Origin of the sequence: Erwinia sp. OLFS4, assembly GCF_002752165.1 — a bacterium.
In the GTDB taxonomy this organism is placed as follows: domain Bacteria; phylum Pseudomonadota; class Gammaproteobacteria; order Enterobacterales; family Enterobacteriaceae; genus Izhakiella.
Genome location: NZ_MOMB01000020.1, coordinates 1 through 21,138, shown reverse-complemented (window position 1 = coordinate 21,138; position 21,138 = coordinate 1). Strand labels below are relative to the sequence as shown.

Annotated in this window: 20 protein-coding genes; 6 read left to right on the top strand and 14 right to left on the bottom strand. The window is 51.7% G+C overall.

The window, feature by feature from the left end; genetic code table 11:
- The 7 genes from BL249_RS06095 to putP form a co-directional block, all read right to left on the bottom strand.
- A partial coding sequence (locus BL249_RS06095; protein ID WP_342633895.1) for an IS1 family transposase occupies positions 1–131 on the bottom strand: 131 nt, incomplete at its 3' end.
- Between the two features lie 104 nt (positions 132–235).
- Positions 236–1,024 (bottom strand): phosphate starvation-inducible protein PhoH, encoded by a 789-nt coding sequence (gene phoH, locus BL249_RS06090; RefSeq protein WP_099707472.1) that lies wholly within the window; start codon positions 1,022–1,024, stop codon positions 236–238.
- Positions 1,003–1,296: a hypothetical protein gene (locus tag BL249_RS06085; protein ID WP_099707471.1), complete on the bottom strand. Its 294-nt coding sequence runs from the start codon at positions 1,294–1,296 to the stop codon at positions 1,003–1,005. The genes phoH and BL249_RS06085 overlap by 22 nt, the downstream gene beginning before the upstream one ends.
- 294 nt (positions 1,297–1,590) lie before the next feature.
- Positions 1,591–2,880 carry an iron uptake transporter deferrochelatase/peroxidase subunit gene (gene efeB, locus BL249_RS06080; protein ID WP_099707470.1) on the bottom strand — a complete coding sequence of 430 codons (1,290 nt, stop codon included), beginning with the start codon at positions 2,878–2,880 and terminating at the stop codon, positions 1,591–1,593.
- A 2-nt stretch (positions 2,881–2,882) separates the two neighbouring features.
- Positions 2,883–4,007, bottom strand: a complete 1,125-nt coding sequence (gene efeO, locus BL249_RS06075) for an iron uptake system protein EfeO (protein ID WP_099707469.1) — start codon at positions 4,005–4,007, stop codon at positions 2,883–2,885.
- Positions 4,008–4,067: 60 nt separating this feature from the next.
- Positions 4,068–4,895: an iron uptake transporter permease EfeU gene (gene efeU / locus BL249_RS06070; RefSeq protein ID WP_099707468.1), complete on the bottom strand. Its 828-nt coding sequence runs from the start codon at positions 4,893–4,895 to the stop codon at positions 4,068–4,070.
- Positions 4,896–5,242: 347 nt separating this feature from the next.
- Positions 5,243–6,727: a sodium/proline symporter PutP gene (putP, locus tag BL249_RS06065; RefSeq protein ID WP_099707467.1), complete on the bottom strand. Its 1,485-nt coding sequence runs from the start codon at positions 6,725–6,727 to the stop codon at positions 5,243–5,245.
- Positions 6,728–7,117: 390 nt separating this feature from the next.
- Between putP and putA the strand changes: the two genes are divergently transcribed.
- Positions 7,118–11,068 (top strand): trifunctional transcriptional regulator/proline dehydrogenase/L-glutamate gamma-semialdehyde dehydrogenase, encoded by a 3,951-nt coding sequence (gene putA, locus BL249_RS06060; protein WP_099707466.1) that lies wholly within the window; start codon positions 7,118–7,120, stop codon positions 11,066–11,068.
- Positions 11,069–11,274: 206 nt separating this feature from the next.
- Here putA and fliZ read toward each other — a convergent pair whose 3' ends face one another.
- The 3 genes from fliZ to BL249_RS06045 form a co-directional block, all read right to left on the bottom strand.
- Positions 11,275–11,784, bottom strand: coding sequence for a flagella biosynthesis regulatory protein FliZ (gene fliZ, locus BL249_RS06055; RefSeq protein WP_099707465.1), 510 nt, complete (start codon positions 11,782–11,784; stop codon positions 11,275–11,277).
- Positions 11,785–11,825: 41 nt separating this feature from the next.
- A complete protein-coding gene (locus tag BL249_RS06050; RefSeq protein ID WP_099707464.1) occupies positions 11,826–12,548 on the bottom strand; it encodes an RNA polymerase sigma factor FliA in 723 nt (240 codons plus the stop codon).
- A 180-nt stretch (positions 12,549–12,728) separates the two neighbouring features.
- Entirely contained in the window at positions 12,729–13,697 is a 969-nt protein-coding gene (locus tag BL249_RS06045) for an HNH endonuclease signature motif containing protein (protein ID WP_099707463.1), read from the bottom strand.
- 217 nt (positions 13,698–13,914) lie between these two features.
- Between BL249_RS06045 and BL249_RS06040 the strand changes: the two genes are divergently transcribed.
- On the top strand, positions 13,915–14,052 hold the full coding sequence (locus BL249_RS06040) for a hypothetical protein (RefSeq protein ID WP_446717722.1): 138 nt from the start codon (positions 13,915–13,917) through the stop codon (positions 14,050–14,052).
- 247 nt (positions 14,053–14,299) lie between these two features.
- Here the strand turns inward: BL249_RS06040 and fliB are convergent, their stop codons facing one another.
- Positions 14,300–15,505 (bottom strand): flagellin lysine-N-methylase, encoded by a 1,206-nt coding sequence (gene fliB, locus BL249_RS06035; RefSeq protein WP_099707462.1) that lies wholly within the window; start codon positions 15,503–15,505, stop codon positions 14,300–14,302.
- A gap of 188 nt (positions 15,506–15,693) precedes the next feature.
- Entirely contained in the window at positions 15,694–17,358 is a 1,665-nt protein-coding gene (locus tag BL249_RS06030) for a FliC/FljB family flagellin (RefSeq protein WP_099707461.1), read from the bottom strand.
- A 277-nt stretch (positions 17,359–17,635) separates the two neighbouring features.
- Between BL249_RS06030 and fliD the strand changes: the two genes are divergently transcribed.
- Genes fliD through fliT form a run of 3 tightly spaced genes read left to right on the top strand, consistent with a single transcriptional unit; the run spans position 17,636 to position 19,857 of the window.
- A complete protein-coding gene (gene fliD / locus BL249_RS06025) occupies positions 17,636–19,063 on the top strand; it encodes a flagellar filament capping protein FliD (protein WP_099707460.1) in 1,428 nt (475 codons plus the stop codon).
- A 23-nt stretch (positions 19,064–19,086) separates the two neighbouring features.
- Positions 19,087–19,497: a flagellar export chaperone FliS gene (fliS, locus tag BL249_RS06020; RefSeq protein ID WP_099707459.1), complete on the top strand. Its 411-nt coding sequence runs from the start codon at positions 19,087–19,089 to the stop codon at positions 19,495–19,497.
- Positions 19,498–19,857, top strand: coding sequence for a flagellar protein FliT (gene fliT / locus BL249_RS06015; protein ID WP_099707458.1), 360 nt, complete (start codon positions 19,498–19,500; stop codon positions 19,855–19,857).
- Between the two features lie 65 nt (positions 19,858–19,922).
- On the opposite strand, the gene yedD is transcribed toward fliT, so the two are convergent.
- Positions 19,923–20,354, bottom strand: a complete 432-nt coding sequence (gene yedD / locus BL249_RS06010; protein ID WP_099707457.1) for a lipoprotein YedD — start codon at positions 20,352–20,354, stop codon at positions 19,923–19,925.
- Between the two features lie 273 nt (positions 20,355–20,627).
- On the opposite strand from yedD, the gene BL249_RS06005 reads away from it, so the two are divergent.
- On the top strand, positions 20,628–20,951 hold the full coding sequence (locus BL249_RS06005; RefSeq protein ID WP_099707456.1) for a DUF6388 family protein: 324 nt from the start codon (positions 20,628–20,630) through the stop codon (positions 20,949–20,951).
- 23 nt (positions 20,952–20,974) lie between these two features.
- Here the strand turns inward: BL249_RS06005 and BL249_RS06000 are convergent.
- On the bottom strand, positions 20,975–21,138 hold a 164-nt coding region (locus tag BL249_RS06000; protein WP_241898819.1), incomplete at its 5' end, for an IS1 family transposase.

Below are 21,138 nucleotides of genomic sequence, written 5' to 3'. Positions count from 1 at the left end.
TAAGCGTAAGTGAGTTGAAACACGCGGTGGCAGTCACGGCAGCGAAATCTGTCATAGCCTTTAGGGTTCTGACCATGGCGGTAAACCTGAACAGACTGACAACGGGGACAATGAACGTTAACGCTGGCCATAAGAGAACCTCAAAAGCCCGCATTATACATCAGATTCAACCAATTAGAGGCATCACCAAAAGGGGGGCATGCGCCCCCCTTTTCAGCTTGATGTGACAAATAAATCAGGCATAGGCAGACAAGGTACGCTGGCATAAGATAGAGCGTACGCAATCATCGGCACGGAAGCGCACCACCCCCACCAGATCATCTTCAGCAAAGCGTGTCAGTGCATCACTCAAGCCTGACGGCACGCCGGATGGCAGGTCGCACTGCGTGATATCGCCGTTAACCACCACGGTGACATTCTCTCCCAGACGCGTCAGGAACATTTTCATTTGCGCTGCTGTCACGTTTTGCGCTTCATCAAGAATAACAAAAGCGTTTTCAAAAGTGCGTCCGCGCATATAGGCAAAAGGCGCTATTTCCACTTTGCCGATTTCCGGACGCAGACAATATTGCATAAAAGATGAACCAAGACGTTTAACCAGAACGTCATAAACCGGTCGGAAGTATGGCGCAAACTTCTCAGCAATATCTCCAGGCAGGAATCCGAGATCCTCATCGGCCTGCAATACCGGTCGCGTAACGATAATCCTGTCAATATCCTTATGTATCAGGGCCTCAGCTGCTTTGGCTGCGCTAATCCAGGTTTTGCCGCAGCCAGCTTCGCCAGTGGCGAAAATCAGCTGTTTTGTCTCTATGGCATGTAGATAACGTGCCTGAGCGTCATTTCTCGCTTCAATTGGACTAAGGTCGCGGCTATCGCGCGCCATGCCAATCGCATCTAATCCGCTCATCTGCACAAGCGATGTGACCGATTCTTCTTCACGCTGACGATGGCTGCGTGAATCGCTACGAAGCACGCGCCTGGCTTCACGACGCGCTTTGATCACTGCTTTCTGTCTTCCCATAGTGGCACCTTACAGTTGGTTTCATTTCCCGCATCTGACAACAGGATGCGATTACGTGAACGCTTTAGAGGTTTGGCTTCCTTAGAGCCTTTTCCGGGGGAGGTTAATGACGTGTTTAGCTGGCGGTCGCCAGATAACGCGCGGTAAATCTGATAAGTGATTAATGGAAAAAAACGATTTGAAGAGAAGGTTTCAGAGGGAAATAACCCCTCGCGATTAACTGCGATAATTAACTGAGGTTTTACTGCTCGTCCCAGACAGGACTTTTCCATCCGCAATCTCCATAGTGAAACTACGACACAGAAAACGGCTTACCTAATAAAGTGCAACATATTCCAACAAAATTGCAACCTCTAAATGAACAAAAAAGTTATTTTTTATTTTATCAGGCTGGCCGCTAACGAGGAAATATGACAAAAAAAATTAATATCATCATGTTACAGCATAACGATAGCAGCACTTTAATTGTGCAGTCACCGGTTAATTCCCGAGCGGAATGGTCAAATAAACAACCTTCATTGATTAAAAAACATGCAAATAACTTTTCCGGTTACCGCGTCGCGACATCAGGATTCCAGTAAAGACTGGCCAAGATAATGCTGATGGTTAACAATGCCCGGCAGAACAAAAAAATAACCACCACCAATGGGTTTAATATACTCTTCCAGCGCCTCACCATTCAGACGTTTCTGAACAGTAATAAAGCCTTTTTCTAAATCGTGCTGATAACAGACAAATAATAGTCCCATATCCAACTGTCCTGAAGCAGATACACCCAGCGAATAACTGTAGCCGCGACGTAACATCAGACTGGAGCGGGTTTCTGCTGTGCGTGGATTGGCCAGACGGATATGGGCATCCAGCGGAATCAGACTGCCATCCAGGTCCTTCTGATAGTCCGGAACGTCGCGTTCAGCCTGCATTCCCAGCGGTGCGCCGCTGCTTTTCTGGCGACCAAAAATGTTTTCCTGTTCACGCAGCGGCGTGCGATCCCACATTTCAACGTGAAACTGGATGATACGCACCGCCTGATAGCTACCACCCACCGCCCAGCCAGGTTCCTGCTGCTGTTGCGTCACCCAGAGCATCTCATTCATTAACTGCTGGTCACGGGTATCAGGATTCGCCGTACCATCCTTGAACCCCAGCAAATTCACCGGCGTTTCTTTACCCCGACTGCGTGCAGCATGATCGGAAATAAACCCTTCACGTCGCCAGCGTACGCTGAGCAAATCGGGCGTATTTTTTATAATATCACGCAGGGCATGAATAACCGTGTCGTTAGTATTGGCACAGATCTGAATCAGCAAATCGCCATGGCACAATTTTGCATCCAGCGCGTCGTTGGCAAAACGCGTCATGGTAGTCAGTTTTGACGGTTTATGCTGCTGTAAGCCAAAGCGTTCATCAAACAGACTGGCTCCGACGGAGACCGTCATTGTCAGATTATCAGGATAAATCTCTGCGCCAAGAATGCCGGAATCCAGCGGCGGCAGCTGAGGGTTTTGCTGTAACGGTGCCGCTCCGCCGCGGGTGAGAAAAGCAATACGTTGCGTCAGTAAACGGAACAAACGTACCAGCTCAGCTTTATCACTGGCCAGTACATCAAAGGAAACCAGCATCATGGCCGCCTGCTGTGGCGTAATAATCCCGGCCTGATGCTGGCCGTAAAACGGCTGTGTTTCACTGCGGGAACCAGGATCGAGGGTGCCAGGCGAAAAGGCGGCGTTCGCCTGCTCTGCCGCATGCAGCGGGCAACCCGCATTGATGGCAAGGGCACCGCCTACGATGCCCATCCCTTTGAGTAAACGCCGCCGTGCCGGCTGCGACACGCCATGATCGTTTCGCCTGCTCATCGTTAATCCAGCCCCAGAGTCCCGCGTAACTGTGACAGGTCTTCTGCCAGCGTGGTCACCGGACCTTTTAATGCTTTTCGATCGGCATCGGTCAGCTTATCGTAAGATTCAAAGCCTTCTTTAGTACGATATTTATTCAGAATGGCATCCACCTTTTTAAAGTTTGCCGTTACTTTATCAAGTAATGCAGCATTCTGTTTTTTCAGCATTGGTCGCAGCAGATTAACAATTTTCTGCGCACCGTCTACGTTAGCCTGAAAATCTGACAGGTCGGTACGGCTGTATCGATCCTCCTCACCAGAAATTTTACTGGCGGCAACCTCTTCAATCAGACCGGCAGCCCCCCCCACCACTTTGCCCGGAGGAAAAGCCAGCTCGCTGATGCGTTTTTGAAGCTCAAGGGTATCGCTATTCAGACGATCGGCATATGCTTCCATCCCACGGGTGCTTTTATCAGCAAACAACGCTTTCTCCAGACGGTGGAAACCAGTAAATTTCGGGTCATCCGCTTTCTTTTCGTAATCATCTTCACGGGCATCAATGGCGCTGTCGAGGTCGGAGAACAGTTCGGCAATCGGTTCAATACGCTCATAATGAACCCGCGTTGGCGCATAAAGCGCCTGTGCTTTCGCCACATCGCCCGCTTTTACTGCCTGAGTAAAAGCCTGCGTTCCGGCAACCAGTTGCGCCACTTCCTGCATAACATAGGCTTTATATTCAGCAATGGGTCCGGCCAGCTCAAGAATATCCTGTTTGCCGCCAGGCTGGCTGCCGTTGGCGGTAACCACCAGTTTTCCCCGCGGATTACTCAGTAAGCCACAGGTCATCTCATATTCACCGGCCTCCAGATTGGCCGTCAGTTTTTGCGTAAAGCCAGGCGCGATATTTTCACGCTCTTCCACCACCATCACCCCTTTAAGAATTTCCCATTCAAGGGCCTTCTGGCTATTGTTTTTGATCACAAACTGGGTTTTCCCTGCCTTCACGGTTAACGATGCCGGATCGCATTGCTGATCGTTAACCGTGACATTGACAACCGGAATATCAGCAGCCTGGGCCGTGGCGCTACCTGCCAGCAACGCCAGTAGCGTGCTGCTTACGACGGAGAGACGAAAACGTGTAGTCATGGTTATTCCTTTTAAAGTGAGACAGAGGCTGAGCCGCATTCAGGAGTGCTCAGCGGGATATCATCGTGTCGTAGCAGTGGATAACGTCCGCGCTGGCAGAAAAAACACCACCAGTGCCGGAATAAGGTAAATAAACCAGACGGCCACTTCGCTGATGCTGGGGGCTTCCTGGTAACCCAGAATGCCTTCAAGCAGTGTGCCAGCCAGAGTGCTGGTGGGCAGAATATGACCAAAATTAAATGCCACATCCTGAAAATGGTTCCACAGTCCGGCTTCATGGAATGCCCGTATTGCCCCGGCAGCCAGTCCGGCGGCCACCAGTAAAATAAACAGGCTGGTCCACTTAAAAAAAGCGGCAAGATTGAGGCGGATGCCGCCCCAGTACAACAGTACGCCCAGCAGCACAGCACAAACGAGACCAAGCATTGCCCCTGCCGGTGGCGCAAAACCCAGGTCCTGCTGAAACGCCGCCAGCAGGAAGAACACTGACTCCAGCCCCTCGCGTGCAACGGCGAGAAATACCATCATCAGCAGCGCCCAACCGCTACCGCTGCTTTTATTCAGCGCCTGATCGACGGCAGCTTCGAGTTCCCCTTTGATGTTGCGCGCCACCCGGCGCATCCAGAACACCATCCAGGTCAGTATTACAACCGCAATCACCGCAACAAGCCCCTCAAACAGTTCCTGTTGCTTTTGCGGAAATTCGCCGGTGGTTTCATTAATGAAATAGCCAAGCGCCAGACAAAGTGCCGCGGCAATCAGCACCCCTGCCCACATGGCGGGAAACCAGTGGCTGCGTCCGGTGCGCTTCAGATAGCTGGCAATCAGACTCACGATCAGCGCGGCTTCCAGCCCCTCGCGTAACATAATCAGAAACGGGACAAACATACCGTTGGCCTCGGCTAGTGGTTAGTGTCAGGCGTGGTAAAGAAAAGTAAATACAAACGATACCGATTATCATTAACGATAAGAAAAATACAAGATCTGTTGGTAACGATTTGTCAAAAATGCGTGGCGAAGTTTCCAAAAAAATATGCCGATACTCAGGCAAGTGGTGTAAAAGCGGGGGTGTTTTCAGGCGTGATGAAAAAGCGGTGCGTACTGGCAAAACCGGGCAATTAACGCCCGGCAAGTGTCGGATAGTCAACGCTGCTGACGGCGAGCAATATGCCGGCGTCAGCAGCAGGGGTTATTTTGCCAGCCGCGCACTGCAGACAGGCCGACCGGGTATGCCTTTAACCGGCATGATATTCGTTGCGGGCCAACTCGAAACGTTGCCGTGCCTCGGCGGAAGGTGCTTTACCCAGCAGGCTAACCGTCACAATGGCCAGGCTGGCAAGCAGAAACCCGGGAATAATTTCATACAAACCGAGCCAGTTATACTGTTTCCAGATCAGCACGGTGGCCGCACCAACCACCATACCTGCCAGCGCCCCGTTGCGCGTCATGCGCGGCCATATCAGAGAAAAAATCACCACCGGACCAAAAGCCGCGCCAAAACCTGCCCAGGCATAGCTAACCAACCCCAGCACGCGGTTTTGCGGATTGGAAGCCAGCCAAATGGCAATAATCGCAACCAGCAGTACCATAATACGTCCGACCCACACCAGTTCACGCTGGCTGGCATTCATGCGCAGAAAAGGCTTGTAGAGATCTTCGGTCAGCGCACTGGAACAGACCAGCAGCTGGCAACTTAGCGTGGACATCACCGCCGCCAGAATTGCCGAGAGCAGAATGCCGGCAAGCCACGGATTAAACAGTAATCGCGCCAGTTCAATAAAGACCCGCTCGCCGTTTTCGCTGACATTGCCCGCCAGCTGCGGATTATTTTTAAAAAAGGCGATACCAAAAAAGCCCACGGCAACCGCGCCGAGCAAACAAAGCGTCATCCAGCTCATGCCGATGCGACGGGCGCGGCGAATTGAATGGTGTGAATCAGCAGCCATAAAACGCGCCAGTATGTGTGGCTGACCAAAATAGCCCAATCCCCAGCCGAGTAGCGAAAGAATCGCCACAAAGTTGAGGTTTTTCAGCATGTCCAGGTTAGCTGCACTGCTGGCGGTGATAACTTGCAGGGAATCACTAAATCCCCCTACTGCAATGATGACAATCACCGGCGTCAGGATCAGGGCAAAAATCATCAGGCTGGCTTGTACCGTGTCTGTCCAGCTAATCGCCAGAAACCCACCGATGAAAGTATATATGATGGTTGCGGCGGCACCGGCCCACAGGGCAGTCTGATAACTCATGCCAAAGGTGGTTTCAAACAGCCGCGCCCCGGCAACGATACCAGAGGCGCAGTAAATGGTGAAAAACACCAGTATTACCAGCGCGGAAATCACACGCAGGATCTTGTTGTGGTCCTCAAAACGGCTGGCAAAAAAATCTGGCAGAGTCAGCGCATTGTTGTGATGCTCGGTATGTACTCTTAGCCGCCCGGCAACAATCTTCCAGTTCAGCCAGGCTCCGAGGGTCAGGCCGATGGCAATCCAGCTCTCCGAGATGCCGGAAATAAATACCGCGCCCGGTAACCCCATCAGCAACCAGCCACTCATATCTGAAGCCCCGGCTGAAAGTGCGGTTACTACGGCACCAAGACTGCGCCCGCCAAGAATATAATCATCAAAACTTTTGGTAGAACGCCAGGCAAGGAAGCCTATCAGCAACATACCCAGAATATAAATACAAAACGTGACCAGCATTGGCGTACTTACTGTCATTTCGATTCTCCATTGTCATTTTTATTTCTACCCTGGCGGAAGCTCTTCCTGAGAACACCAGTATGGTGTAAAGCTCATCAGAGGCGCGCTATCCTGCCCTAAAGCAATAACTGGCACAATGCTTAACACAATTGTCACATTCAACAGAATAAAAATTACATCGCGATCAAAAAAGGTTGCACCCCGTCACAGCTTTACCACTTGCCAGTTAATCATAATTATCAGATAAATAATCATTATTTATCAAATAGTTAATTAATTAATTTCAGCCTGTATTTATTTCATTTAGTGATAATGCTAGATAGGTCACATATCGTGGGTTGCACAAAGTTGCAACTTGATTGATATTGCAGTGCAACAAACAGCGATCGGCGTACAGGAGTTAGCAGCATGGGCAGTACCACAATGGGCGTAAAACTGGATGAGGATACCCGCGAACGCATCAGGCAGGCGGCAAAAGCCATTGACCGTACCCCACACTGGCTGATTAAACAGGCCATATTCAATTATCTGGCTCAGCTGGAAAACGGTGAATCACCGCATCTCTTACCGGACAGCACCCCGTCTGATGAGAGCGTCGCTCTGCTGACGGATGATAATGCACAACCCTTCCTTGATTTTGCTGAACAGGTCCTGCCACAGTCAGTGCTCCGGGCGGCTATTACCGCCCACTGGCGCCGGCCGGAAACAGAGGTGATCCCGTTAATGCTTGAACAGGGTCGCCTTAATCAGGAGACAAAGACAAAAACAGGTCAGCTGGCCAGCTCACTGGCTGAAAAACTTCGTCGCCAGAAAACGGCGAGCGGTCGCGCAGGGATGGTGCAAAGCCTGCTGCAGGAATTTTCCCTTTCTTCCCAGGAAGGTGTTGCCCTGATGTGCCTGGCGGAGGCCCTGCTTCGTATTCCGGACAAACCCACCCGCGACGCGCTGATACGCGATAAAATCAGTACCGGCAACTGGCAATCGCATCTCGGACGCAGCCCTTCTCTGTTCGTTAATGCGGCCACCTGGGGCCTGCTTTTTACTGGCCGTCTGGTGGCGACCCATAACGAAGCCAGCCTGTCACGCTCGTTGAATCGGATTATCGGCAAGAGTGGTGAACCCTTAATTCGTAAAGGGGTTGATATGGCCATGCGCCTGATGGGGGAGCAGTTCGTTACTGGTGAAACTATTGCCGAAGCGCTGGCCAATGCCCGTAAGCTGGAAAGCAAAGGCTTCCGCTACTCCTATGACATGCTGGGGGAAGCCGCACTGACTGCGGCTGATGCCAGCGCCTATCTGCTCTCTTATCAGCAGGCCATTCAGGCGATCGGCAAAGCATCAAATGGCCGGGGAATTTACGAAGGTCCAGGGATCTCTATCAAACTGTCTGCCCTGCACCCGCGCTACAGCCGGGCACAGTATGAACGTGTGATGAGTGAACTTTACCCGATACTAAAATCCCTGACCCTGTTGGCCCGTAGCTTTGATATTGGTATCAATATCGATGCCGAAGAAGCCGATCGCCTTGAACTGTCCCTGGACTTACTGGAAAAGCTCTGTTTTGATCCGGAGCTGCAGGGCTGGAATGGTATTGGTTTCGTGATTCAGGCTTACCAGAAACGCTGCCCGTTTGTGATTGATTATCTTGCAGATCTGGCACAGCGCAGTCGCCGCAGGCTGATGATCAGACTGGTAAAAGGCGCTTACTGGGACAGCGAAATTAAGCGGGCACAGCTTGACGGACTGGAGGGCTATCCGGTGTATACCCGCAAAGTGTATACCGATATCGCCTATCTCACCTGTGCCAGGAAACTGCTGGCGGTCCCCAACCTGATTTACCCCCAGTTTGCCACCCATAACGCACATACCCTCGCCGCCATTTACCATCTGGCAGGCAATAATTATTATCCGGGACAATATGAATTTCAGTGCCTGCATGGCATGGGAGAGCCGCTGTATGAACAGGTAGTCGGCAGTGTTGCCGATGGCAAACTCAACCGCCCCTGCCGTATTTATGCCCCTGTCGGCACCCATGAAACGTTGCTGGCGTATCTGGTACGCCGCCTGCTGGAAAACGGCGCTAATACCTCTTTTGTTAATCGCATTGCCGATAGTACGTTGCCCATTGAACAGCTGATTGCCGATCCGGCAGAACAAATTGATCTGCTGGCCGCCCGGGAGGGTGCTGTCGGCATGCCACACCCCAAAATTCTGCTGCCGCGTGAACTGTTTGGCCGCCAACGGATCAACTCTGCGGGCCTCGATATGGCCAATGAACACCGGCTGGCTTCGCTCTCCAGCGCATTGTTGTCCAGCGCCATGCAATCCTGGCAGGCCGCGCCGCTGCTGGCGGGTGAAGCCCAGCCGGAAGCAGCACAGCCGGTACTCAATCCAGCCAACCGCCAGGATAAAGTTGGGCTGGTTGCTAACGCCAGCAAACGGGACGTGGCGCTGGCAATACAAGCGGCTGTCGAACAGGCGCCGGTGTGGTTTTCCACGCCACCTGATGCCCGCGCGGCTATCCTGGAACGTGCCGCCATGCTGATGGAAGATCAGATGCAGCATCTTATCGGGCTACTGATTCGCGAGGCGGGTAAAACCTATGCCAATGCCATTGCAGAAGTGCGCGAAGCAGTGGATTTTCTGCGTTACTACGCCTGCCAGGTGAAAACCGATTTTGCCAGCGAAACACATCGCCCGCTGGGCCCGGTGGTGTGCATCAGTCCATGGAATTTTCCACTGGCAATCTTTACCGGTCAGATTGCCGCCGCACTGGCCGCCGGGAACACGGTACTGGCAAAACCGGCCGAACAGACGCCGCTGATTGCCGCACAGGGCGTGCGTATTTTACTGCAAGCAGGCGTGCCGTCAGGCGTTCTGCAGTTGCTGCCTGGCCTCGGAGAAACGGTAGGAGCCCAGCTGATAGAAGATGAACGGATTCGTGGCGTCATGTTTACGGGTTCCACCGCGGTAGCCACCCTGCTGCACCGCACGCTGGCGGGACGATTAGATCCGCAGGGACGGCCAGCCCCCCTGATTGCAGAGACCGGCGGGCTTAATGCGATGATCGTCGATTCATCGGCGCTGACCGAACAGGTGGTGGTGGATATCGTTGCCTCTGCTTTTGACAGTGCCGGCCAGCGCTGTTCGGCATTACGTTTGCTGTGTATTCAGGAAGACGTTGCCGATCATACTTTGCAAATGTTACGCGGTGCCATGGCAGAGTGCCGCATGGGCAACCCTGAACGATTGTCAGTTGATATTGGTCCAGTGATTGATGATGAAGCCCGTCGCGGCATTGAGCAGCATATTCAATCTATGCGTGACAAGGGAATGAAGGTGTATCAGGCTACCTTTGAACATCATCAGGACCGTCAGGATGTGACACAAGGCTATTTTGTTGCCCCAACGCTGATTGAACTCAATCACGTTAGCGAACTGCAAAAAGAGATTTTCGGTCCGGTGCTGCACGTCGTGCGCTTCAGCCGTCACCAGCTGCCCACTCTGCTTGAACAGATAAACGCGGCCGGCTACGGCCTGACCTGTGGCGTGCATACGCGGATTGATGAAACCATCGCCCAGGTGGTCAGTCAGGCACAGGTAGGTAACCTCTATGTTAACCGTAATATTGTTGGCGCGGTAGTCGGCGTTCAGCCTTTCGGTGGTGAGGGGCTATCTGGTACCGGACCAAAGGCCGGCGGACCACTTTACCTCTACCGGCTGCTGGCCAGCCGGCCAGCCGGGGGGATACTGACCACCCTCAGCCGCCAGGATGGTGACAGTCAGCCCGACACCAGCCTGCGCAGCCTGCTGCAACAACCCCACGATGCCCTGACAGCATGGGCAGAAAACCGGCCGGCCCTGCAGACCGTCTGCCAGCAGTTTGCCCGCCTGGCCCAGGGCGGTACCACCCGGCTGCTGCCTGGCCCGACCGGCGAACGTAATACCCTGTCGCTGTTGCCGCGCCAGCGTATCCTGTGCCTGGCAGAAAACCAGGACGACGCGTTGATTCAGCTGGCCGCAGTAACCAGCGTCGGTAGCCGGATACTGTGGCGTGATGATGAACCCCATCAGCAGTGGTATCACGCTCTGCCTGATACGGTGCAGCAGCGCATCGATTTTTCACCGTCACCACTGAGTGATGACATTGAATTTGACGGGGTCATTTATCACGGAGATGCCGACCAGCTGCGCGCCGTATGTCAGGCCGTCGCCGCCCGTGATGGCGCAATTATCTCCGTTCAGGGCTTTGCGCGTGGTGAAAGTAATATACTGCTGGAACGTCTGCTGCTGGAACGTTCGCTTAGTGTCAATACTGCAGCAGCAGGGGGCAACGCCAGCCTGATGACCATTGGCTGATACGGTTTACTGGCGGCCGGCCGGGGCATTCATCAGCCCTGCCGGCCGCTTTGCCTTACGCCACGCCGATCACGTCCGCCGATTGGCAGGCGCCACAGCGCCAGTGAGCGGCTGGCGCACTGTGCATCCGCAGTAACGACAACCGCGGCAGCCGCTTAGTCGTGACGGATTGCACAAACAGAAAACATGTTATTCAGGCGCAAAAGTTATAAATAAGTATTTTGCCAGCCCAAAAACTGGTCATATTTGCGCAGCGCAATGCGGTAATTATTATTACCGGCATCCGGTAGCTGATTTTCCAGGCATGCATGCCAGCTGACGCCGTGCAGGTTCTCATGCGGAAAGTTTTTTGCCTGCAGCATATCGTCAAGCCGCCGCAGACGCACAACATATTCACGGATAGTGCTGTGGCTCATTGCCGTTTGTTCAAACAAATACTGCTTGAAAGCCATAATATCAAAGTAAGTCGAATGTGTATTACAGTATATATCACTACAAAAACGACACAGCGCCGTAAGCTCAGTCTGTAATTTCAGCCAGACCTGTTCATCAATTAACTGATCCATGCGGGCAATGGCTTCTTTATTAATTAGCTGTCCGCGAAAAACCAGTGCCATACGATCCAGTACTTTTCCGCAGTGGGAACAGTTTGTCTGACCATGCTTGTAGTCTTTCAGATAGCGGCTAAGCGGTCTCATTTTTCTCTGGGATCTCATGCGAGCGTCTCCGATGGCTGTGATGTGCGTAAACAAAACTGTCAGCGCGCACCCGCTAATCGGGCGCGCAGGCGTTTTATTGCCTGACTGTGCAGCTGACTGACCCGGGATTCCCCGACCTCCAGCACTGCGCCAATCTCTTTCAGATTCAATTCTTCCTGGTAGTAGAGTGTTAGCACTATCTTTTCGCGCTCAGGTAACGCCTCAATCGCTTCTATCACCCGTTCGCGTAAATTACCTTCCATAAGCTGGTGAAGCGGATTAGCCTCTTCATGCCCATCGGTAAGTAGTTCGCCACTGTCACCATGCTCATCGTGATATTCGTCATACGAAAACAGCTGGCTGTTATTCGTATCCAGCAGAATCTGCCGGTACTCTTCCAGCGTGACACCGAGCTCTGTCGCCACCTCCTGTTCGGTGGCTGGCCGCCCTTGCAATTGCTCAACTTTATGCAAGGCGCTAGCCACTTCCCGGGCATGTCGTCGTACGCTTCGCGGTGCCCAATCACGACTGCGAAGTTCATCGAGCATTGCCCCCCTTATTCGCTGTACGGCATAAGTGGTAAAGGCCGTGCCCTGCAGCGCATCGTAGCGTTCCACCGCGTTCAGCAATCCGATGCCACCGGCCTGTAACAGGTCGTCCAGTTCTACGCTGGCTGGCAGACGCACCTGCAAACGCAGCGCCTCGTGCCGTACCAGCGGAATGTATCGCTGCCATAGCGAATGCTTGTCGATGACGCCTTCGGCGGTATAGAGATCGTCCACTCTGACTACCCTGCGTTAGTTAAGTTATCGGCCTTATTATCCAATTCTGTAGATATTTTCGATTGGTTGAATAAAGCGGCAAAAGACGGGTTATTTATGATTTGTCGGCCAAACGGGCAAAAAGCAGGATCATCACCTTTTGTCAGGCAGCATCGGAAACGCCTCACATGGCTGTTAATGCTAGTACCTGCGGCTCAGCCGTGCTCTGGTGGCGGCAGGTACCCGTGACCAGAGCACACATACCTGATCATTTAATTGCTGATAAAAGGGGAATAATATCTGGTCTTCCTGTTGCACCAGCCGCAGTTGAACCCGGCCACTGTCTCCGTCAATATGCAGGCGCCGGCTGCAAAACAGACGTAGCAAGTCACTCCGTAGAAACAGTCCGTTATCCACCGTACTGTCAGCAATTAATCCCTCGGAATTTTCACCATCATTGATATAGCAGGCTTCAACCCAGGGCCAGTTATGTTCCCCGGTAAGCAGCGTACCGGTGATAACACAGGCGCCATAACGCTGGCGCACGGCGGCCTGAAAATCACGCTGTTCTGCGGCGGAAATAAGGCGTTTTTTCACCCGTAATCCCACCTGAGCACCGGGAAAGACACCGCTGGCGGGCGTCAGGCCTTTGCCATTAAGCACCACGATAAATTGTAAGGCTTGCGCATGTTCAAAACAGGGTTGCAGCTGGGGGTCAAATAATTGCCAGCGCTCATTGCGCGGATCACTGTGCATCAGAGACAACGTGTACCCTCGTTGCAGCAACAGGTTTTGTGTCATCACCGATGCCGGATCGAGCATGGCACAAACTCTGACCTCACCGATAACCTGCCAGCGATGCTGATTTTCCGGCGCCAGATCGCGGCGAAAATAGTAAAACGGCTGCTGATTAGACAAATAATGTTCAAAGCGCTGCAGATAATTTTTACGCGGGTTATCGCTACTGATAAACAGTAAATCTGCATGGGGACCATTGGTTTGCTGACGGGCAAAAACTGCCCGGATAAGACGGTTTTTACTGATAGTGGAAGGGCTTAACAAACCACGCGCCGTCAGTTCTTTGTCGCCTGGAAATTTCAGGGCATAGCGTCTGGCGATATCGTCAAAGCTCAGCCATTCACCATAAACAAAGTCAAAGTTAAAGCGCATTATTATCACCGTCAGAACCTTCTCCTCCGGATTATCGGCAGCATAAAGCAAAACTGTAATCTGCTGCGCAACCCGCAGGGGACAGCGGATATTTAATTCATTTTTTTTGAATGACTATTGCAAATTAACCTGCTTTACCCCGTCTTCTGGCGGTTTAAGATGTATTTCGACTTCGGCAAGATGCCGGTAACCAATATAAGAAATGAGGGATTACACCATGAAAAATGTTAAATACTTGCTGTCCGCTTCTCTGCTGGTACTGATTTCATGCAGCAGCTACGCGCAAACGGTGACAACCACGGCCGGTACACTTGACGATGCAGAAGCCCATATTGCCGCGATGGCAAAATCGTAAGGCAAGTCATACAAAATTATTGAAGCAAATGAAAAAAATTGTGTCCATATGACGGCAATTTTAACCCACTAACGCAGGGCGGGCGTGATACCTGCCGCAAGCTGGATTGCTGATGTAAGCCGTTGTGACGGTAGATAAAAGGCTATAAATAAGGCGTATAACAAGCCTGCGGCTCAGCAGAGCTGTTTATACGCCTTTGTTGTGGATTACCGGCGCGCAGAGGTTTTCCGGCGACCGCAGGCAATCTTTATTTCAGCAAATAGAGCAACGACAGATCGTCGTTGACCCTGACCTTGTCAATTTCCGCGTAGAACGCCGCAACAGCCGCATTATTATGTTTAGTCACCGAGTGGAAACTGTAAATAATATTCACCACGTCTGTTTCGTTGATTTCGCCACAAATTTCCGCACTGGCTGCGATTAAAGATTTAATCAGATACCATTCAGCAGTCAGCAAATACAAAGGTTTTAACGATAACGTCACCCCGTCGCCCGGAAAATTGCCGGTAAAAATACGGTATTGTAAATAATTGCTGATTAAATAAGGGCGCTCAGCCAGCCACGGCATAACGCGGCACTGCCAGGCCGCGTTATGCCGTGTTACCGGGCGGCTGACATCATTACTGCTGATCTCCTCAGTCTGTATGCGCAACAGCCGTTTCACATAGATGCCCAGACGACCAGATGCACGCGTTGCTACACAATTATCCAGATAAACCTGTAGACGCAATAATAATGACCATTGCAACTGATAATCGGGCTGCATCTGCTGGAGGGTTTGCCCGATATTGCCATTTTCCAGCGCCTGCAGTAAGGCAAAGCAGGCCTCTTCCAGCCGTTCAGTCCCGTGAGATTCGCGCTGGTCCAGTTTCTGCGCAAGCAGCATTAAACTGGCCAGGGCGTACAATCCCTGCTCTGGCAGATTACCGCTGGCTTTAACCAGATGCATGGCCATTACATTAATCAGTTTATGCCAGGGATTTATCGCCTGCTGCTCGGTCAGCAGAAAATTACGCCGTATCTTAGTATGTAACCGCATCGCTTGCGCATCGGTAAGCAGCAAACGGGCCGCCTCCGGGCAGGACAGCATCAGACTGTTGTTTTCTTCATTGCCCAGGCGGTGGGTAATACGCGGATAACTGGCACAAGTACTACTCAGGGCATCATGGCCTAACTGGGTATGTATCTTACACAGCGCGTTCTTATCCATAAACGCACAGGTCCGGCTGTCATCCATGGTCATGGTGGCCCAGTGCTGGTTACTCTTTTTAGTCATCTCGAGGCGGCTGGTGGCAATGGTTTTAATATTGATCTGCCGGCTTTTCAGATAACGATTAACCGTGGTTTTATCAAAGCTAATCTCCCACTCTTTGCAACAATGGTCGATACAGGCGCTGCCGGTGCACTTAAAATAAACAGCAAAATGTGGTTGATTAACGGTCACTTCTTTCATGCATTCACCTGTAATTACGCAGCGCGACAAGAAGGTCGCTGTGCTGTCAATGATCAACAGCTTATCCCGCTTTTCGCCCGGCAATTGCCACAGTAAACCATCATATCCTGTGTATTTTCAGCCTTTAGCAACATAAAAAAACCCCGCCGTAGCGGGGTTCAACTAGCAGAATATCGCTAAATATTCGATTAGCCCTGCAGCAGAGACAGCACCTGCTGAGGTACCTGGTTGGCTTTCGCCAGCACTGAGTTACCTGCTTGTTGCAGAATCTGCGCTTTAGACATGTTTGACACTTCAGTGGCGTAGTCAGCATCCTGAATACGTGACTGGGCGGCAGACAGGTTAGTTGTGGTGTTATTCAGATTATTAATGGCTGAATCGAAACGGTTCTGAATCGCACCCAGGCTTGAACGGAACTTATCGACAGTGCTGATAGCCGCATCGAGTGAAGCCAGTGGGTTAGATGTGGCCGCAGACTTAGTGGTTGCGTCCGTAGTGAATTTACCGCTAGCATCTTTATAGACCGCTTTACCTGACTTGTTGGTCACCGCGCCATCATCCTGCAGATAATAAGTGACGGTGTTATCAGTGGTCAGTGATTTATCGTCTTTGGTATAAACCTGAGTCTTGCTGGCGGTATCCGTTACCGCGCCGTCAGCAGAAACAGTATAAGAATCTGTGGTAAAGCCTGCCGCTGACGCCGAGGACTCCAGGGCTGCTCCGCTCATTTTGGCACCGGTAATGCCGATAGCACCGGCATCAGTACCGCTATCGCTGCCGGCAAAGGTAAACACGGTACCGTTAGCATCGGTTACGACAGACTGAACGGCCTTGCCGCCTGCGCTGCTCTTAGACAGGCTATCGAGCGTCGCCTGCTTCAGGGCAGAAGAACCGTTTTTGGTCAGGTTCCCGGTGGTATCAAGATACAGTACTGCGCCATCATCGGCTGCGGTCAGTTTACCGTCGCTGGACAGAATCACATCCTGCTTAGAGCCACCAACATTGACAGAAAGTTTAGATGTGTCACCGGCTTTCGGCGCCAGATAGGTCTGTACTTGTGAAGAAGTGACGTCAGTGGAACTGGCAATGTCATAACTGAAGCTGTTATCAGCAGAGTTGAACTTATACGCAACACTGGCAGGGGCGGCTGCGCCAAAACCATTAGTGATGGAAGCATTTACCGCAGCGCCATCTTTCAGGCTGGCCAGCACGTCAGCCGCAGTGGATTTATTCAGACCGGCAGAGACGGTGTAAGCATTGTCCACCGGTGTAATACCGGCGAAATCCGCCTTGGTAGCCGCGGTGTTAGCAACAGAACCCGCACCGTTGACATTAAAGCCAGTCAGACCGAGGGTTTTTGAGGTAATGGCTTTCAGGTCGATCGTGATGGTTTCGCCGTCATTTGCTCCTACCTGGATTTTCATTGTGTTGTCGCCAGACAGCACTTTCACGCCGTTAAACTGCGTCTGGCCCGATACGCGGTCAATTTCATTCAGACGGGTGGTAATTTCATCCTGAATTGAATCAAGGTCAGACTGGTTGTTGGTACCGTTCTGCGCCTGTACGGTCAGTTCACGGATACGCTGCAGGTTGTTGTTGATTTCTGACAGCGAACCTTCCGTTGTCTGCGCGATGGAAATACCGTCGTTCGCGTTACGCGCAGCCTGCGTCAGACCTTCAATGTTAGAAGTAAAACGGTTGGCAATTGCCTGGCCGGCAGCATCATCTTTCGCGCTGTTGATACGCAGACCTGAAGAAAGACGTTCAATCGCGGTGCTCAGCGCAGATTGCGACTTTTTCATATTGTTCTGTGTGATCAGCGAGAAGCTGTTTGTATTAATAACCTGTGACATAATTAATTTTCCTGTATAACAGTCGGGTTAGTTACTGGCCTTAGAAGCCCGTGGGCTTCGGCCCGCCGGCTTCATCGCCGTCAACCCTGTTATCGTCCCTCCCCCAACAACCTTTAGAAAATTTTTTGTTGCGCAGCGAAAAAATTTAGCCGCTGAATTATCGTTCTCTACCGGCGCTTTTCTTTCCATTGCCTGCTAAATAAAAAAGATAAACTTAGCGCTATCGCTGCCGATAACTGCGGTACTGACTTTTGACGACCGTTTATTAAGGATAACTATGGCTACTATTTCTTCTTTAGGTATTGGCTCCAGTCTTCCCTTATCTACATTACTGGATAATCTGACCACGGCAGAAAAAAAGGGACTGACGCCGATCACCAATCAGCAGCTGACTGTTGCCGCGAAACTGACCGCCTACGGCACGCTGAAAAGTGCCCTGACCGCATTTCAGACCGCCAATACGGCGCTCAGTGACGCCGGTTTGTTTAGCGCCACCAGCGCCAGCAATTCAGCCACCGCTTTCACAGCCACCACCGGCGCAAACGCCACTGCCGGCAAATACAACATCAGCGTCAGCAAACTGGCGCAGGCACAGTCATTAACCTCTGCCACCCGCAGCAGTCTGAGCGAAAATATTGGCAGCACCACCGCCAGCGGTACGCGCACCATCACTATTCAGCAAAACAACGGTAGCGATCCGGTGACGATCAGCCTGAACGACAGTGACACCACCATGACTGGCGTGCGTGATGCGATTAATAATGCTAAAGCTGGCGTGTCGGCAAGCATCATTAAGGTTAGCGACAACAGCTATCGTCTGGCGATTAGTGCTAAAGATACCGGTAAGTCAAATGCCATGACTATCAGCGTCAGCGGCGATGACACGCTTAATAACCTGATTGGCTATGACGGCAGTAACAGTGATGAAAGCAAAGGCATGATCCAGACGGTGGCAGCCCAGAATGCCAGTCTGACCATCAATAATGTCGCTATCGACAGTGCCAGTAATACCATCAGCGATGCGTTACAGGGGGTAACCCTTAACCTTAACGACGTAACCAGCGGTAACCAGACGCTGACCATCAGTAAAGACACGTCAAAAGCCTCATCTGCAATCACAGACTGGGTCAATGCTTATAATTCCCTGCAGGATACCTTTTCCAGCCTGACGAAATACACCGCTGTCGATACGGATGCTAAAACACAAGATCCAAATAATGGTGCACTGGTTGGCGACAGTACGGTGCGGACCATCCAGACCCAGCTGAAAAATCTGCTCGCTGCCAGCAACAGCACCTCAAACATTAAAACCTTATCGCAGATCGGAATTACCTCCGATCCTTCCAACGGCAAGCTAACCATTGACAGCGATAAGCTTGCCAGTGGGTTAAACGATCATGCCAGCGATATACAGCAAATGATCAGTGGTGATGGTAAAAAGAGCGGCATTACCACGGCGATCGGTAACAATCTGACCAGTTACATGTCGTCCACCGGTATCCTGACCGCCGCAGCTAATGGAGCAAGCACCACCAATAAAAAGCTGACACAGGAATTTAATGAGGCCAACAAACGCATCAATAAAAATATTGAGCATTACAAAAAACAGTTTACCGAGCTGGATAAATTAGTCACCCAGCTCAAAAGCACCGGTGATTTTCTCACGCAGCAATTTGACGCACTGAATAACGCCTCCGGCAAGTAAGTCCTGAGCAGTAAGGGGAGAATATGTATAGTGCACAAGGCACCCGGGCCTATGAAAAAATCGGGGTTGAAAGCGCAGTGATGAGCGCCAGTCAGGCTAAGCTTATTACCCTGTTGTTTGATGGCGCGCTCAGTGCGCTGGTGCGCGCTCGCCTGTTTATGCAGGACCAGAATCTGCAAGGCAAAGGCCAGTCTCTTTCTAAAGCCATTAATATCATTGATAACGGTCTCAAGCTGGGACTGGCAGATAACAATGGTGATGAACTGGCGCAGAATTTACTCAGCCTTTACAACTACATGGTACGTCGTTTACTACAAGCAAATCTGCATAATGACATCACCGCCATTAGTGAGGTAGAAGAACTACTGCGCGGCATCGCCGATGCGTGGAAAGAAGCTAATGGGCTTCATGCCCAGGTTCAGGACGCCGTATAAATGACCATTGCCCCACAGCTGTTGCAAAATTACCAGACGCTGCTGTCGTTAAGTCAGAAGATGCTGCGTCTGGCAAATGAAGAAAAGTGGCATGAACTGGTTGAAGTGGAAGCTGGCTATACCAGCACCATCACGATGCTGGCACACTGCACGCGTGACCATTCACTGTCACTGAAAAGTCTTGAACCCCTTCGTCCACTGCTACGGCATCTGCTGGATAATGAAAGAGAAATAAAACAGCTGTTGTTGCTACGCAAAAATGAATTGCATCGCCTGATTACACAATCTCAGCGTCAGCAGTCACTGATGTCCGCCTATACAGAAAACGCCGGGCAGTTACTGGTGCCCCGCGATATTTAACCGTACCGTCCCCCAGGGTGAACGGGCGCAATAAAACGCGCGCAGGCGGCGCAGGTGAGTCCGGCTTATTCAGCGGGCGCCGGGGTCTGGCCAGTGGCTGCGGCTTCAGCCTGTAGCCATGCCTGCTGGCAGGCCGCTGTCGGTTGGCTGACTTTACGCATTACCAGTCCATCATAATGCAGTTCACTGCCTTCCAGTTTCAGTGGCTTCACCCTTAACTGGTTATTCACATTCACCAGTTTACCCTCCAGCTGACTGACTTTACCTGGTTTGACGATTACCCGCTGCCATTGACGGCAATCCAGCGTATTGCCCTGTTTATCAATCATCAGACTGCCTGTGGCCTGATCGCTGACCAGGCCACTTTGCGGCCCGAAAGTTTGCCAGCTGCCAACCAGAGCGTCCGGTGGTGGCGTTTTCACCGCACTGGCGTAATCAGTTAACTGAACGCAGCCGCTTAGCAGCACGGCAGCGCCTGTAATCATCCAGCTCTTCATTTTTATATCCCCGCGTTATCTGGTGGCGCTACGTTAAAGGCTAACGAGCCATTGCGCAAGCGTTAAGAGTCTCGCCTTAACCCGCACCACAGGCTGACAGGCCATCAATCTCCTGTCTCAGCATGCCGACAGTGCAAGCGTGGTTAGCCGTCAGGAGATAACCAGTGATGAATCGCTGGCTAACAACGCATGCTGTCAGCCATTTATTGCCTCGCAGGCATTTCATTATGCCGTCTCCCCCGCTAGACTGGCAGCCTGATTGCAGGAGCACCGATGAAAAGTATTGAAGAGTATTATTCCATTGCTCGCCAGATGTTCTTACTGGCCTACCCACAGCTAGCCGCTGATATTGATGCCCTGACCGACAGCGATGCGACAAGTATGGGGATGACGCTGGCTCAACTCAAAACGCTGCAAGCCGATCGTGCATGGGCAGCTTTTGTGCGTGAAAAAAAACTCGACGGCATGCTGTTTGCTATCCAGCTGGCCGAGCCGGATAAAGCGCTGGCAGCGCAGGCCATTGAACGTTATCTGCGCGATCATGCCCGTGCGCTTGGCGTCAGCTGGGAAACATTCTGCCGTCAGAATCAGCTGTAAGCAGCAGACGGTGATGCCTCCAATTAGTAGAACATGTGTTTCTCGATAAACGCTCCAATGACTTTTTCGTGGATCTCAACTGAGCGCGAAAAGCAGATTGTTTTACGAGCCAACCGTTTAATGCGGGTGCGGAGCGTCAGGTTATTACGTTCAATGCGTTGGGTGAAAATTTTGCCCGTCAGATGCT

Coding starts and splice junctions, on each gene's coding strand:
- efeB (WP_099707470.1), bottom strand. CDS start 2,880: ATGAGCAGGCGAAACGATCATGGCGTGTCGCAGCCGGCACGGCGGCGT.
- fliS (WP_099707459.1), top strand. CDS start 19,087: ATGTATAGTGCACAAGGCACCCGGGCCTATGAAAAAATCGGGGTTGAA.
- putP (WP_099707467.1), bottom strand. CDS start 6,727: ATGACAGTAAGTACGCCAATGCTGGTCACGTTTTGTATTTATATTCTG.
- BL249_RS06005 (WP_099707456.1), top strand. CDS start 20,628: ATGAAAAGTATTGAAGAGTATTATTCCATTGCTCGCCAGATGTTCTTA.
- fliB (WP_099707462.1), bottom strand. CDS start 15,505: ATGAAAGAAGTGACCGTTAATCAACCACATTTTGCTGTTTATTTTAAG.
- BL249_RS06045 (WP_099707463.1), bottom strand. CDS start 13,697: ATGCGCTTTAACTTTGACTTTGTTTATGGTGAATGGCTGAGCTTTGAC.
- efeO (WP_099707469.1), bottom strand. CDS start 4,007: ATGACTACACGTTTTCGTCTCTCCGTCGTAAGCAGCACGCTACTGGCG.
- phoH (WP_099707472.1), bottom strand. CDS start 1,024: ATGGGAAGACAGAAAGCAGTGATCAAAGCGCGTCGTGAAGCCAGGCGC.
- putA (WP_099707466.1), top strand. CDS start 7,118: ATGGGCAGTACCACAATGGGCGTAAAACTGGATGAGGATACCCGCGAA.
- fliT (WP_099707458.1), top strand. CDS start 19,498: ATGACCATTGCCCCACAGCTGTTGCAAAATTACCAGACGCTGCTGTCG.
- fliD (WP_099707460.1), top strand. CDS start 17,636: ATGGCTACTATTTCTTCTTTAGGTATTGGCTCCAGTCTTCCCTTATCT.
- efeU (WP_099707468.1), bottom strand. CDS start 4,895: ATGTTTGTCCCGTTTCTGATTATGTTACGCGAGGGGCTGGAAGCCGCG.
- BL249_RS06085 (WP_099707471.1), bottom strand. CDS start 1,296: ATGGAAAAGTCCTGTCTGGGACGAGCAGTAAAACCTCAGTTAATTATC.
- BL249_RS06030 (WP_099707461.1), bottom strand. CDS start 17,358: ATGTCACAGGTTATTAATACAAACAGCTTCTCGCTGATCACACAGAAC.
- BL249_RS06040 (WP_446717722.1), top strand. CDS start 13,915: ATGAAAAATGTTAAATACTTGCTGTCCGCTTCTCTGCTGGTACTGATT.
- yedD (WP_099707457.1), bottom strand. CDS start 20,354: ATGAAGAGCTGGATGATTACAGGCGCTGCCGTGCTGCTAAGCGGCTGC.
- fliZ (WP_099707465.1), bottom strand. CDS start 11,784: ATGAGATCCCAGAGAAAAATGAGACCGCTTAGCCGCTATCTGAAAGAC.